The organism is Chromobacterium vaccinii (assembly GCF_001855275.1).
GTDB classification, from domain to species: Bacteria; Pseudomonadota; Gammaproteobacteria; order Burkholderiales; family Chromobacteriaceae; genus Chromobacterium; species Chromobacterium vaccinii.
Genome location: NZ_CP017707.1, coordinates 4,157,445 through 4,170,681 on the forward strand (window position 1 = coordinate 4,157,445; position 13,237 = coordinate 4,170,681).

At 65.1% G+C, this 13,237-nt stretch carries 13 protein-coding genes; 12 read left to right on the forward strand and 1 reads right to left on the reverse strand.

The window, feature by feature from the left end:
- Positions 1–143 precede the first annotated feature (143 nt).
- The 10 genes from BKX93_RS19330 (at position 144) to BKX93_RS19375 (ending at position 10,102) form a co-directional block, all read left to right on the forward strand.
- Positions 144–845 carry a pirin family protein gene (locus BKX93_RS19330; RefSeq protein ID WP_046167457.1) on the forward strand — a complete coding sequence of 234 codons (702 nt, stop codon included), beginning with the start codon at positions 144–146 and terminating at the stop codon, positions 843–845.
- Between the two features lie 88 nt (positions 846–933).
- Positions 934–1,587 (forward strand): hydrolase, encoded by a 654-nt coding sequence (locus BKX93_RS19335; RefSeq protein ID WP_046167456.1) that lies wholly within the window; start codon positions 934–936, stop codon positions 1,585–1,587.
- Between the two features lie 65 nt (positions 1,588–1,652).
- The gene (locus tag BKX93_RS19340; RefSeq protein WP_070980945.1) at positions 1,653–3,533 is read left to right on the forward strand and encodes an amidohydrolase; all 1,881 of its coding nucleotides are present in this window, start codon (positions 1,653–1,655) and stop codon (positions 3,531–3,533) included.
- 104 nt (positions 3,534–3,637) lie between these two features.
- Positions 3,638–4,885, forward strand: coding sequence for a serine hydroxymethyltransferase (gene glyA, locus BKX93_RS19345; RefSeq protein ID WP_046157138.1), 1,248 nt, complete (start codon positions 3,638–3,640; stop codon positions 4,883–4,885).
- 142 nt (positions 4,886–5,027) lie between these two features.
- A complete protein-coding gene (gene nrdR, locus BKX93_RS19350) occupies positions 5,028–5,486 on the forward strand; it encodes a transcriptional regulator NrdR (protein WP_021476991.1) in 459 nt (152 codons plus the stop codon).
- 57 nt (positions 5,487–5,543) lie between these two features.
- On the forward strand, positions 5,544–6,092 hold the full coding sequence (locus BKX93_RS19355; RefSeq protein WP_070980947.1) for a GNAT family N-acetyltransferase: 549 nt from the start codon (positions 5,544–5,546) through the stop codon (positions 6,090–6,092).
- Positions 6,089–6,622 (forward strand): GNAT family N-acetyltransferase, encoded by a 534-nt coding sequence (locus BKX93_RS19360; RefSeq protein WP_070980949.1) that lies wholly within the window; start codon positions 6,089–6,091, stop codon positions 6,620–6,622. Before BKX93_RS19355 ends, BKX93_RS19360 begins: the two co-directional genes overlap by 4 nt.
- Positions 6,619–7,725 (forward strand): bifunctional diaminohydroxyphosphoribosylaminopyrimidine deaminase/5-amino-6-(5-phosphoribosylamino)uracil reductase RibD, encoded by a 1,107-nt coding sequence (gene ribD, locus BKX93_RS19365; RefSeq protein ID WP_070980951.1) that lies wholly within the window; start codon positions 6,619–6,621, stop codon positions 7,723–7,725. The genes BKX93_RS19360 and ribD overlap by 4 nt, the downstream gene beginning before the upstream one ends.
- A 99-nt stretch (positions 7,726–7,824) precedes the next feature.
- Positions 7,825–8,466, forward strand: a complete 642-nt coding sequence (locus BKX93_RS19370; protein WP_070980953.1) for a hypothetical protein — start codon at positions 7,825–7,827, stop codon at positions 8,464–8,466.
- Between the two features lie 148 nt (positions 8,467–8,614).
- A complete protein-coding gene (locus BKX93_RS19375; protein ID WP_070980955.1) occupies positions 8,615–10,102 on the forward strand; it encodes a carboxypeptidase M32 in 1,488 nt (495 codons plus the stop codon).
- Positions 10,103–10,247: 145 nt separating this feature from the next.
- Here the strand turns inward: BKX93_RS19375 and BKX93_RS19380 are convergent, their stop codons facing one another.
- Positions 10,248–11,117, reverse strand: a complete 870-nt coding sequence (locus tag BKX93_RS19380; RefSeq protein ID WP_070980957.1) for an alpha/beta fold hydrolase — start codon at positions 11,115–11,117, stop codon at positions 10,248–10,250.
- 731 nt (positions 11,118–11,848) lie between these two features.
- Here BKX93_RS19380 and BKX93_RS19385 point away from each other — a divergent pair.
- Both BKX93_RS19385 and BKX93_RS19390 read left to right on the forward strand, forming a co-directional pair.
- Positions 11,849–12,373, forward strand: coding sequence for a fimbrial protein (locus BKX93_RS19385; protein ID WP_046157131.1), 525 nt, complete (start codon positions 11,849–11,851; stop codon positions 12,371–12,373).
- A 68-nt stretch (positions 12,374–12,441) separates the two neighbouring features.
- Entirely contained in the window at positions 12,442–13,191 is a 750-nt protein-coding gene (locus BKX93_RS19390) for a fimbrial biogenesis chaperone (protein ID WP_046167448.1), read from the forward strand.
- The last annotated feature ends 46 nt before the right edge of the window (positions 13,192–13,237 follow it).

Below are 13,237 nucleotides of genomic sequence, written 5' to 3' on the forward strand. Positions count from 1 at the left end.
GCAAAGTCTAGCAGTCAACTGCCAGGATGGCGCGTTGATCATGACTAAAATAGAAATGATGCTATTCAATCTATTCCATTTTAATCCTGATGCCGGCTGTTTATAGTGGCTACATCATTCTTCCGCCATCGCAGGAGCAAGCCATGATCGAACGCCGACCCTTCGCCAGCCTGGGCGCAGCCCATCACGGCTGGCTCGACGCCAAACACCATTTCTCCTTCGCCGACTACCGCGACCCGGCGCGCATGCACTGGGGCGCGTTGCGGGTGTGGAACGACGACACCATCGCCGGCGGCGGCGGCTTCGCCCCGCATCCGCACGCCGATATGGAAATCATCACCTATGTCCGCGAAGGCGCGATCAGCCATCAGGACAATCTGGGCAACCGCGGCCGCACCGAGGCTGGCGACGTGCAGGTGATGAGCGCCGGCAGCGGCATCGTCCATTCCGAATACAACCTGGAGCCTGTCGCCACCCGCATCTTCCAGATCTGGATCTACCCGGACAGCCGAGGCGGCGAGCCGTCTTGGGGCAGCAAGCCTTTTCCCAAGGCCGACCGCTCCGGCGCCTTCGTCGCGCTGGCCAGCGGCATGGCCGGCGATGACGGGGCCTTGCCGATCCGCGCCGACGCCCGCGTGCTGGGCGCCACGCTGAAGGCCGGCGAAAGCGCCGACTACCGGCTGGGCGCCGGCCGTCGCGGCTATCTGGCGCTGTCCGCCGGATCGGCCCTGGTGAACGGCGTGGCGCTGCAGACAGGCGACGGCGCGGCCATCCGCGACGAGGACCTGGTTCGCGTCGAGGCCGGCGAGGATGCCGAACTGATCCTGGTGGACACCCGGGAATGACGCGTTTGGCGAGCGGTGGGGCGGCGGCCCCCCGCCGACGCCCGTCCATCGAACCGGCCGCCGGCATATTTACAATGGAGAAACCGTGATGAAACCGACCGCTACAGCCGCGCCCAGCCCCTTGCTGCTGACTCCGCGCGACCACACGCTGATCATGATCGACTACCAGTCGCAGATGGCCTTCGCCACCCATTCCATCGATATTCCGACGCTGCGCAACAACGCCGGCCTGGTCGCCAGCGCCGCCGCCGGATTCGGCGTGTCCGCCATCCTGACCACCGTCGCGGAGAAAAGCTTTTCCGGTCCGATGTTCGACGAAGTGACCGCGCCGTTCCCGGACTTGCGCATGCTGGACCGCACGTCGATGAACACCTGGGAAGACGCCGCGGTGATCGCCCGCGTCAATCAGATCGGCAAGAGCCGCATCGTGCTGGCCGGCCTGTGGACCAGCGTTTGCATCGTCGGTCCGGCGCTGTCCGCGCTGGACCAGGGTTTCGAGGTCTACGTGATCGCCGACGCTTGCGGCGACATCTCGACCGAGGCGCACGAGCGCGCGATGCAGCGCATGGTGCAGGCCGGCGCGCGGCCCATCACCTCGCTGCAGTACCTGCTGGAGCTGCAGCGCGACTGGGCGCGCGCCGACACCTATGAGCTGACCACCGGCATCGCCGCCAAGCTGGGCGGCGGCTACGGCCTGGGCATCCGTTACGCCAAAACCATGTTCGGCGGCCACGAAGGCTGATCGCCGCGCCGCTGCCGGCCGCGTCTATCCGCCGGCGGCGGCCGATATCCAGGGGAGAAGCCATCATGGCTACAGCTGATACGATTCTGCGCAATGGCCGCATCGCCACGCTGGACCGGCGGCGACCGCAGGCAAGCGCCGTCGCCGTCAAGGATGGCCGTTTCCTGGCGGTGGGGGAGGAGGCCGAGATCATGGCGCTGGCCGGGGCGGCCACCCGCGTCGTCGACCTCAGGGGGCGGCGCGCGTTGCCCGGCCTGATCGACAACCACACCCACCTGGTGCGCGGCGGGCTCAACTTCAATATGGAGCTGCGCTGGGACGGCGTGCGCTCGCTGGCCGACGCGATGGACATGCTGCGGCGGCAGGTGGCCGTCACGCCCGCTCCGCAATGGGTGCGGGTGGTGGGCGGCTTCACCGAGCACCAGTTCGTCGAGAAACGGTTGCCGACGCTGGACGAGATCAACGCCGCCGCGCCGGACACGCCGGTTTTCCTGCTGCATTTGTACGATCGCGCCTTGCTCAATGGCGCGGCGCTGCGCGCCGTGGGCTACGGCCGCGATACGCCGGCGCCGCCGGGCGGCGAGATCGTCCGTGACGGCAACGGCAATCCCACCGGCCTGCTGCTGGCCAAGCCCAACGCCGCCATCCTGTACGCGACGCTGGCCAAGGGCCCCAAGCTGCCGTTCGACTACCAGCTCAACTCCACCCGCCACTTCATGCGCGAACTGAACCGGCTGGGCGTGACCGGCGTCATCGACGCCGGCGGCGGCTCCCAGAACTACCCGGATGATTACGAGGTGATCCGGCAACTGGCCGATTCCGGGCAGATGACGGTGCGGTTGGCCTACAACCTGTTCACCCAGAAGCCGAAGGCGGAAAAGGAGGATTTCCTGGCTTGGACCGGCAGCGTCCGCTACAAGCAGGGCGACGATTATTTTCGCCACAACGGCGCTGGCGAGATGCTGGTGTTTTCCGCCGCCGATTTCGAGGACTTCCGCCAGCCACGTCCCGACATGGCGCCGGAAATGGAGGGCGAACTGGAAGAAGTGGTGCGCATCCTGGCGCAGAACCGCTGGCCGTGGCGCTTGCATGCCACTTACGACGAAACCATCTCCCGCGCGCTGGACGTGTTCGAGAAGGTGGATCGCGACATCCCCCTGCAAGGGCTGAATTGGTTTTTCGACCACGCCGAGACCATTTCCGAGCGCTCGATGGACCGCATCGCCGCGCTGGGCGGCGGCATCGCGGTGCAGCACCGGATGGCCTACCAGGGCGAGTATTTCGTCGAGCGCTACGGTGCGGCGGCGGCCGAGTCGACGCCGCCCATCGCCCGCATGCTGGACAAGGGTTTGAAGGTGTCGGCCGGCACCGACGCCACCCGCGTCGCCTCCTATAATCCCTGGGTGTCGCTGGCCTGGATGATCACCGGCAAGACTGTCGGCGGCTTGCGGCTCTATCCGCAGCGCAACTGCCTGGACCGCGAAACCGCGTTGCGGATGTGGACCGAGAACCTGGCCTGGTTCACCAACGAGGAGGGCGGGCGCGGCCGCATCGAAGTGGGCCAGCTGGCAGATCTGGTCGTGCCGGACCGGGATTTCTTTTCCTGCCCGGAGGACGACATCTCCTTCCTGGTGTCCGAGCTGACCATGGTGGGCGGCCGCGTCGTTTACGCCGCGGGCGGTTTCGCCGAGCTGGACGACAATCCCTTGCCGCCGGCGATGCCGGACTGGTCGCCGGCGCGGACCTTCAAGGGCTACGCCGCCTGGGGCGATCCGCAAGGCTCCGGCCGCCATTCGCTGCATCGCCAGGCCTCCGCCGCTTGCGGCTGCGCCAGCGCCTGCGGCATGCACGGCCACCAGCATGCGCGGGCCTGGGGCGCGGAGCTGCCGGTATCGGATGCCAAGGGCTTTTTCGGCGCTTTGGGCTGCTCCTGTTGGGCGGTGTGAGGGGCGCGACGCAGCCTGGGCGAGCTTGCTTCACGTTAAGGTTTCGATCCGGGCATTTCGTGTAGAATGCCCGGATCGTTAACCCTTTGATGGATGAGTCAAAGATGTTCGCTGCTGACCAGACGATCGCCAAATTCGACCCAGAACTCGCCGCCGCCATCGCGGCTGAATGCCAACGCCAGGAAGATCACATCGAGCTGATCGCCTCGGAAAACTACACCAGCCCGGCCGTCATGGAAGCCCAAGGCTCCCAGCTGACCAACAAGTACGCCGAAGGCTATCCGGGCAAGCGCTTCTACGGCGGTTGCGAGCATGTGGATGTCGTTGAGCAACTGGCCATCGACCGCGTCAAGCAGCTGTTCGGCGCCGAATACGCCAACGTCCAGCCGCACTCCGGCTCCCAGGCCAACCAGGCGGTGTACTTCTCCATCCTGAAGCCGGGCGACACCGTGATGGGCATGAACCTGGGCCACGGCGGCCACCTGACCCACGGCTCCCCGGCCAACCTGTCCGGCAAGATGTTCAACATCGTCGCCTACGGTTTGAACGACAAGGAAGAAATCGACTACGACGACATGGAGCGCGTGGCGATGGAAACCAAGCCGAAGCTGATCATCGGCGGCGCATCCGCCTACGCGCTGCGTTTCGACTTCGAGCGCATGGGCCAGATCGCCAAGAAGGTCGGCGCTTACTTCATGGTGGACATGGCTCACTACGCCGGCCTGGTGGCCGCGGGCCTGTACCCGAACCCGGTGCCGCACGCCGACTTCGTCACCTCGACCACCCACAAGACCCTGCGCGGTCCGCGCGGTGGCATCATTCTGGCCAAGGCCGAGTTCGAGAAGAGCATCAACAGCAATGTGTTCCCGACGCTGCAAGGCGGCCCGCTGGAGCACGTGATCGCCGCCAAGGCCGTCGCCTTCAAGGAAGCGCTGCAGCCGGAGTTCAAGGAATACCAGCAGCAGGTGTTGAAGAACGCCGCCATCATGGCCAAGACCCTGGCCGAGCGCGGTCTGCGCATCGTGTCCGGCCGCACCGAGAGCCACGTGTTCCTGGTCGACCTGCGCCCCAAGGGCCTGACCGGCAAGCAAGCCGACGCGCTGCTGGGCCGCGCCCACATCACGGTCAACAAGAATTCGATCCCGAACGATCCGGAAACCCCGTTCGTCACCTCGGGCGTCCGCATCGGCTCCCCGGCCATCACCACCCGCGGCTTCAAGGAAGCCGAGGCCATCGAAGTGGCCAATATGGTCGCCGACGTGCTGGACAATCCGAACGACGACGCGCTGATCGCCCGCATCGCCGAGAAGGCCACCGCGCTGTGCCACCGTTTCCCGGTGTACGCCAAGTAATCAGCCGGCTCGCCCGGATGCATAAAAGCCGCCCGCAGGGGCGGCTTTTTCTTTGCCAGGACCGGCTCGAGCCATGGCCGGCGGTGCGGGCGAGCGGCATTGCTGATAACATCCAACTATTGCAACCCACAGGATTATTGTCATGAAATGCGCGTTTTGCGGCAACTCGGACACCCAGGTGATCGACTCCCGCGTCAGCGAGGACGGCAGCAGCATCCGCCGCCGTCGCCGCTGCCCGGCCTGCGACAAGCGTTTCACGACCTTCGAGACTGCCGACGTGCGCATGCCGCAGGTGGTGAAGACCGCGGGCCACCGGTCCGAGTTCGACATCGAGAAAGTGCGCACCAGCTTCCTGCGCGCGCTGCACAAGCGGCCGGTGTCCACCACGCTGGTGGACGAGGCGATAGACCGCATCTGCCACAAGCTGCTGCAGCTGGGCGAGCGCGAGGTCAGCAGCCGCCAGATCGGCGAGATGGTGATGAACGAGCTGGCGCGCCTGGACAAGGTGGCTTATGTGCGTTTCGCGTCGGTTTACCGCAGTTTCCAGGATATTTCCGAATTCACCGACGCGATCAAGGAAATCCAGAAGTCGTCGCATTGACAGTCCGGTATTGGGTTGATTAGGCTGGGTAATTTAATTGTCATTTTTAGAGACGCCATGACCGCCATTGCCCAGACACGCGTTGCCCTGCTGCCGCCCGACGTTGCCTACGCCGAGCGGCTGTTCGCATTGATAGACGAAAGCCGCGGCACGCTGCGCGTCTGGCTGCCCTGGGTAGACGCCACCCGCAGCGTTGAGGATAGCCGGCAGTTCCTGGCCGGCATCGCCGATGGCGCGCGCAATGGCGCGGTCTGCGCGTCCTGGCTGGTTGAGCGGAACGGCGAACTGGCCGGCTGCATCGACATCCACGGCATCAGCAAGCTGCATCGCTCCGGCTTTCTTGGTTACTGGCTGGCCGACCGCTTCGTCGGCGAGGGCGTGATGGGCGAAGCCGCGGCACAAGCCCTGGATGCGGGTTTCGGCGCGCTGGAGTTGAACCGGATCGCCATCCTGGCGGGCGTGGACAATACCCGCAGCCGCGCCGTGGCCGAGCGCCTGGGCTTCGTCCGCGAGGGCGCGCAGCGCGAGGGGCTGTATCTGCATGGCCGTTATCACGATGCTTGCCAGTACAGCATGCTGGCCGGCGACTGGCGGGCGCGGCGATGAGCGCGGTGGAGATCCGCCCGCCGGAGCCGGCGCGCGACGCCGAGCGAATCTACGCGTTGATCGAACGCCACCGCGGCACCTTGTCGCAATGGTTGGCGGGCATCGTCAGGCCGCGATCGGCGGCGGACACCGAAGCCTTCCTGCGCTTGCAGGCACAAGGCAATGACGAGGGACGCTGCGCGCACCGGGTGATTCTGGCGGATGGCGAAATCGCCGGCATTTGTTCGCTGCACGGCATCAGCGCCGTCCATCGCTATGCCCGCCTCGGCTACTGGCTGGCCGACAGCCACGTCGGCCGGGGCGTGATGTCGCGCGCGTTGACGCTATTGTTGAACTACGCGTTCGAAGACCTGGCGCTGCGCCGGCTGGAGCTGGGCTGCGCGCCGGAGAATCTGCGCAGCTGCCGCGTCGCCGAGCGGCTGGGTTTCCGGCTGGAGGGGGAGCTGCGCGACGCGCAGTTCCTGGGCGGCCGCTTCTGGAATATGCGTTGCTACGGCCTGCTGGCCGATGAGTGGAAGAATCGAACATGACGGACTATAGCGCCGACGACTACCTGTACATGCAGCGCGCGCTGCGCCTGGCCGAGGGCGCGACGCGGCGGGCGGCGCCGAACCCCGGCGTCGGCTGCGTGCTGGTCAACAACGGCCGGGTGGTGGGCGAGGGCGCGACGCTGGCGGTGGGGGGCGACCATGCCGAAATCCAGGCGATCAAGGACTGTCTCGCGCGGGGCGAAAGCCCGCGCGGCGCCAGCGCCTACGTGACGCTGGAACCGTGTAGCCACCATGGCCGCACGCCGCCGTGCGCGGCGCGCCTGATCGCCGAAGGCGTCGCGCGGGTGGTGGCGGCGATGGTGGACCCCTATCATGAAGTGGCGGGCCGAGGCATCGCCATGCTGCGCGCGGCCGGCGTCGAGGCGTCGGCGGGGTTGATGGAGGCCGAGGCGCGCTGGACGCACCGCGGCTTCCTGTCGCGCGTCGAGCGCGGCCGGCCCTGGGTGACGCTGAAGGCCGCCTCCACGCTGGACGGCAAGACCGCGTTGCTGAACGGCCGCAGCAAATGGATCACCGGGCCGGAGGCGAGGATGGACGTGCAGCGGCTGCGCGCCGCGCATGGCGCGATCCTGACCGGTAGCGGCACCGTGCTGGCCGACGATCCTCAATTGACCGTGCGCGAGCTGCAGGTGGCGGCGCAGCCCTGGCGGGTGGTGCTGGACGGCGATTTGCGCACCGATGCCGGCGCGCGCGTCTACCAGGATGGCGGCGCATTGCTGGCGAGCTGCGAGACGGACGAGGGCCGCTTGGCCGCGTTCCGCGAACGCGGGGTGGATGTCCTGGCGCTGGCGCGCCGCGATGGCAAGGCCGATCTGGCCGATCTGCTGGCGCAACTGGCCGGGCGCGGCATCAACGAACTGATGGTGGAGGCCGGCGCCGGCCTCAACGGCGCCATGTTGCGCGCCGGGCTGGTGGACGAGATCGTGCTGTACCTGGCGCCGTCGTTGGCCGGCGACGCCGCGCGCGGCTTGTTCGCCTGGCCGGCGCTGGAGGATCTGGCCGACAAGATCGAGCTGGATATCGCCGACATCGGCAATGTGGGACGGGATCTGCGGCTGGCGCTGCGTCCGCGCCGCGTTTAGCGCCGCCTGTCCTCCTGCCGGCTCCGGCTGCGTTATCGCTATCGGAGGCGCGGCGTTTCCGCCGCCATGGGAGAGTGCGATGGTTGCGAGGGCTGGGGCATGAATCCCCGCGAGGCGACGCTGGATGCCTATCTGAAGCTGATTGCCCGGCTGGGCGCCGACGACGGGGTGGTGGCGGCGCGGCGGGAAATGCTGGGGCGTTTGCTGGCCCGGCTTGCCGGCGCGAAGCGGACTTCCGGCGATTATCACGCCCATGTCGGGGGCTTCGTCGCGGATTGCGGGCAATCCGAGCGAGTGCTGGCCATCACCTGCGCCCGCGAGTTCTATTATTTCTGGCTCGACGACATGAAGAAAATGGTGGAAATGACGGCCCGCGCCGGCTTTTCCATCCATAACCCGGATTTTCCCTGGCATGGCGATTTCAACGCGCTGCTGGGCGCGATGCGCGAATCCGGCTTTTCGCGTTTTCCGCCCTCGCTGGGCCTGTATCTGGGCAAATCGTTCGAAGACGGCGCCGGCGAGGCCGATATCCTTCAGCGCGAACATCTGCTCAAGGCCTTGCTTTTCCTGCTCGATCCCCATCCTCCCACCTCCAGCCATTACCGGATGGCGGTGGACGCGCTGTTACAGCATCTGGCGGACGCTGCTGCCAGGCAACAGCTACTGGCGCTGGTGCGCGAGTATTTCGGCTACTGGCAGTCCTTCCCTTTTTCCCATCATCGGAAAAGCGGGGCGCGGTGAAGGATTTTGGTGAGTAAAACTCATCAGTTGCTTTTGTGCCTGCCATGCGCGTTGCGCTTTCCATCCTTTGTTCATATGGATGAATTCCCATGATTGACCCGCTAGGCTGGCGATGTGAACATGCGTTTTCTACACAAAGGAGAATGCGATGGGACATCAGACGGCCTATCAGAGCCTGACCCGCACTTTTCAACGGCTGCATCATTTCGGCCATCTAGGTTCCATCGCCAGCTGGGATCAGGCGGCGATGATGCCGGCCAAGGGCAACGAGGCGCGCGCCGCCGCCCAGGCCGAGCTGCAGGTGCTGATGCATCAGTTGATCACCGCTCCGGAGCTGGCGCAGCAGCTGAGCCGAGCCGAGCGGGAGGATCTGGACGAGTTGCAACGCGCCAATCTGCGCGAGATGCGCCGGGAATGGCGGCAGGCCAACTTGCTGCCCGCCGAGCTGGTGGAGGCCAAAACGCTGGCCGCCGCGCGCTGCGAGCATGCCTGGCGCAGCCAGCGCAAGAATAATGACTGGCGGGGGTTCCTGCCCAATTTTCGCGAGGTGCTGAGGCTGGCGCGGCAAGAGGCGGCGCTGCTGGCCGAGGCCAACGGCGTCAGCCGTTACGACGCGTTGCTGGACAAGTACGAGCCGGGCGTGAAGAGCGCCGAGATCGCGCGCATCTTCGACGACGTGAAGACCTGGCTGCCCGGCTTGATCTCCCAGGTCCGCGCCAAGCAGGCCGGCGAGGCGGTGATCCGGCCGCAGGGGCCGTTTCCGGTCGAGCGGCAACGCGAATTGGGCCTGGAAGCGATGAGGCTGCTGGGATTCGATTTCGACGGCGGCAGGCTGGATGTCAGCGCCCACCCGTTCTGCGGCGGCGTGCCCGAGGACGTGCGCATCACCACCCGCTACCGCGACGACGATTTCGTCCAGAGCCTGATGGGCATCATTCATGAGACCGGCCACGCCCGCTACGAACAGGGCCTGCCGCGAGATTTGCTGTCGCTGCCGGTCGGCCGCGCCCGCTCGATGGGCATACACGAGAGCCAGAGCCTGTCGTTCGAAATGCAACTGGGTTGCAGCCGCGGCTTCCTGCAATTGCTGGCGCCGATGCTGCGCCGCCATTTCGGCGCTCAGCCGGCCTTCGACGCCGACAACCTGGCCAAGCTGTTCACCCGGGTCGAACCCGGCTACATCCGCGTCGACGCCGACGAACTGTGCTACCCGGCGCACGTGATCCTGCGCTTCGAGATCGAGCGAGCGCTGATCGACGGCGAGATCGAAGCCGAAGACGTGCCGGCGCTATGGGATGAAAAGATGATGGCCTACCTGGGCGTGGACACGCGCGGAAACTACCGCGACGGCTGTCTGCAGGACATCCACTGGACCGACACTTTCGGCTATTTCCCCAGCTATACCTTGGGCGCGATGTACGCGGCGCAGTATTTCGCGACGCTGCGGCGGCGGGAGCCGGGGCTGGACGACAAGATCGGCCGGGGGGAGCTGGAGCCGGTGTTCGGCTGGCTGCGCGAAAACATCTGGACCCAGGGCAGCCGCTGGACCACCGAGGAACTGGTCAGGCGCGCCACCGGCGAAGCGTTGAATCCGGCGCATTACCGCGCTCATCTGGAAGCGCGCTATCTGGGCTAGCCGCAGGGGGCCGGAGCCGTTACTGCCCTTTTCGACACGCGAACAAAACCCCTGATCCCGCGTTGCGCCTCCTTGTCGTACCACTGGCATTGCTTGCGTCGGCGCGCCTTGGCTCAGCTTCTCTGCGAGGCTTTGTCGGCGGCGCTTAGTCTTGCCGCAGCAGGAAGCGTTCGACTTCGGCAGCCATTTGTTCCGGTTTCTCCCATTGCAGCATATGGCCGGCGCCGGTGATCGTGGCCTCGCTGAGGCGGGCGAAACAGGCGCGGCGCTGGTCCAGCGTGGCCATCACGTCGCTGACGACGGGGTGGCCGAACGGCTGCTCGCCCAGCAGCCACAGCACCGGCGCGGTGATGCGGCGCCAACAGGCCATCGCCTCCTCCAGCCGATACAGCACTGGGTTGACCATTTTATGGCGCGGGTCGGCGCGGTAGACCACGCCGCCGTCTACCGGCCGGGTCAGCTCCGCGGCCAGCCAGCGCGCCCGCTCGGGCGTCAAACCCGGATTGCGGGCGATCAGCTTGCTCGCCGCCTGCTCCGGCCTTTCCATCGGTTCGAACCCGATCGCTTGGCTGGTTTCCCGCAGCCAGCGGCCGTAACGGCCTGGCGCCTCGGCCGGCCGGGTGGGGTTGAGGCCGAAGCCTTCGGCCAGCACCAGCTTCGCCACTCTTTGCGGGCAGACGCCGGCGTAGATGCCGGCGATCATCGATCCCATGCTGTGTCCCAGCAGGTTGACCGGCTGGTCCGGCGACAGTTGGCGCAGCAGATCGTCGAGGTCGGCCAGGTAGTCGGGGAAATAATAGCTGCCGTCATTCCATTGGCTATCGCCGAAGCCGCGCCAGTCGGGCGCGACGACCCGCCACTCTCCTTGCAGCGCGTCCACCATGAATTGAAACGTGGCGGAGCTGTCCATCCAGCCGTGCAGCAGCACCAGCAGCGGCGCGTCGTCGTCGCCCCAGCGGCGCAGGTGGCAGCGGCGTTGATTGAGCGTCAGGTATTGGCTGGAGGAGGGGGTCATGTCGGGCGGGTTCCGTTCGGTGCGCAGCCGTTCAGTCTAACTGCGCGATGACAGTGCGGATAGTGGCGGCTCGGGCATTATTGGTAATGGAAATGAAAATGTCATTATGGTTTGCCTTTTCTTTGGAATTTGGCGTATTTATTAAATTAAAAGTTTAAAATGTTGTTAATTTGATGCAAGAATGCGACACGCCAGTACAGCCATGACAAACTGTTATCTTGATAAAAATCCTTTTTAATCAATGGATTGATTTTAATTTTTACATAAATGCTCAAGTAAGAAGATGTTGAAAGTTATGTCTTTTTTGATTTAACCTTACGTCCATATCGCAGCTAAACCGCGCAAGCGGAGGTTCCCGGCAAGGGATGCCAGATGCGATGAAGCTGAGCATTGTCCAGCCATGGAAGGCGAAAGACGGCCGTTTTCAACGACGTCCGCCGCCGATCTTCAGGGTTTTGCCCACCTCTTTTTTTCAATCTGATGACGAACGACTGTCAGATGGCTTTGATTAGATTTGATGTGTTTTGTGAAATCTGATTATTGTTTTATTGAAAATTGGCGGCAGCGAAGCCGGCTTCGGACGGGCTCGGCGCCGGAACATCTCAAGTGCAGGCAGGGATCGCAAGATTGCCGAAGATGCCTTGACGTGTCGGACAGCTCTTCAACTTCTGCCCCCTGCGGGCAGGCAATCGGGCAAATGCACTGCCTGCAATTTCAACGGAGACTATTAAATGAAACAGATCGTAACTGCAGCTTTGATCGGCTTGGGCGTGTACTCTTCCGGCGCCATGGCCGCTGACGGCAAAATCACCGTCACTGGAAACATCGTTGCCCAGACCTGCACCATCGCCGGCACTTCCGGCTCCAACGTCACCGTGAACCTGCCGACCGTGGGCGCTTCCTCGCTGGCCAGCACCGGCCAGACCGCCGGCGCCACCCCGTTCGCGATCAACCTGAGCAACTGCCCGTCCAGCCTGAAGAGCGCGCAGACCCGCTTCGAAGTGGGCCCGACCGTGAACCCGACTTCCGGCAACCTGCTGAACAGCACCGGCGCCGGCTCGGCTTCCAACGTTGAAGTTCAGCTGCTGAACAACACCTTCAACGCCATCAACCTGAGCACCAACGCCAACTCGCAGCAAGTCGCCATCAGCGGCGGCGCCGCCACGATGGGCTACTACGCCCAGTACATCGCCACCGGCGCGGCTGGCGCGGGTTCGGTGAACACCAGCGTTCAGTACTCGATGACCTACCAGTAACAGGCGTCATCCGGCAGGCGGCCCGCGAGCCGCCCGCCGGCATCTTTTGCATGGAGGCGGGTTAGGAAATGAAACAAGCAGTATGGCGAGGAGCGCTCGCCCTGGCGATCGCCGGCTCGGTATGGACCAGTGCGGCCTCGGCCGGCGTGGTGATTTCCGGAACCCGCGTCGTGTACAAGGCGGAAGACCGCGAAGTGACCGTCAAGGTCAACAACCCGGGCAAGGAACCGTCCCTGGTGCAGGTGTGGGCCGACAGCGGCAACGAGAAATCCGTTCCAGACACCGCCGACGCGCCTTTCCTGATCATGCCGCCGATTTTCCGCGTGGACCCGGCCAAAGGCCAAACCTTGCGCCTGACCTTCACCGGCGCCGATCTGCCCAAAGAACGCGAGTCGGTGTTCTGGCTGAATGTGCTGGATGTGCCGCCGCTGCCGAAGGCCGGCAACGAGCAGCGCAATTTCATGCAAGTGGCTTTCCGTTCCCGCATCAAGCTGTTCTATCGTCCCGCCGGCCTGCCGGGCACGCCGGACGATGCAGCCGACAAGCTTTCCTGGTCTTTGCTGCCGCAGGCCGGCGGCAAGGGCTACATGCTGCGCGCGTCCAACCGCGCCGCGTACAACGTCTCGCTGAACCGGGCGATGCTGCTGGTGGGCAAGCATGAGTACGAAACCGATGGCGGCATGGTGCCGCCGGGCGGCAGCCACGACTTCGCGCTGAAGGACTTGAAGCTCAAGCCGGACGCAGGCGCGAAGCTCACCTACGAAAGCATCAACGATTACGGCGCCCCAGTCATGCACAGCGCGCCCTTAGCTCCCTGATAATTCCAGCGTAGGCCTGCCGGGGCTGCGCGCTCCCGCAGGAGAC

Bases quoted from the DNA above. Each gene is read 5' to 3' on its own strand.
- BKX93_RS19330 (WP_046167457.1), top strand. From the start codon at position 144: ATGATCGAACGCCGACCCTTCGCCAGCCTGGGCGCAGCCCATCACGGC.
- BKX93_RS19335 (WP_046167456.1), top strand. From the start codon at position 934: ATGAAACCGACCGCTACAGCCGCGCCCAGCCCCTTGCTGCTGACTCCG.
- BKX93_RS19340 (WP_070980945.1), top strand. From the start codon at position 1,653: ATGGCTACAGCTGATACGATTCTGCGCAATGGCCGCATCGCCACGCTG.
- glyA (WP_046157138.1), top strand. From the start codon at position 3,638: ATGTTCGCTGCTGACCAGACGATCGCCAAATTCGACCCAGAACTCGCC.
- nrdR (WP_021476991.1), top strand. From the start codon at position 5,028: ATGAAATGCGCGTTTTGCGGCAACTCGGACACCCAGGTGATCGACTCC.
- BKX93_RS19355 (WP_070980947.1), top strand. From the start codon at position 5,544: ATGACCGCCATTGCCCAGACACGCGTTGCCCTGCTGCCGCCCGACGTT.
- BKX93_RS19360 (WP_070980949.1), top strand. From the start codon at position 6,089: ATGAGCGCGGTGGAGATCCGCCCGCCGGAGCCGGCGCGCGACGCCGAG.
- ribD (WP_070980951.1), top strand. From the start codon at position 6,619: ATGACGGACTATAGCGCCGACGACTACCTGTACATGCAGCGCGCGCTG.
- BKX93_RS19370 (WP_070980953.1), top strand. From the start codon at position 7,825: ATGAATCCCCGCGAGGCGACGCTGGATGCCTATCTGAAGCTGATTGCC.
- BKX93_RS19375 (WP_070980955.1), top strand. From the start codon at position 8,615: ATGGGACATCAGACGGCCTATCAGAGCCTGACCCGCACTTTTCAACGG.
- BKX93_RS19380 (WP_070980957.1), bottom strand. From the start codon at position 11,117: ATGACCCCCTCCTCCAGCCAATACCTGACGCTCAATCAACGCCGCTGC.
- BKX93_RS19385 (WP_046157131.1), top strand. From the start codon at position 11,849: ATGAAACAGATCGTAACTGCAGCTTTGATCGGCTTGGGCGTGTACTCT.
- BKX93_RS19390 (WP_046167448.1), top strand. From the start codon at position 12,442: ATGAAACAAGCAGTATGGCGAGGAGCGCTCGCCCTGGCGATCGCCGGC.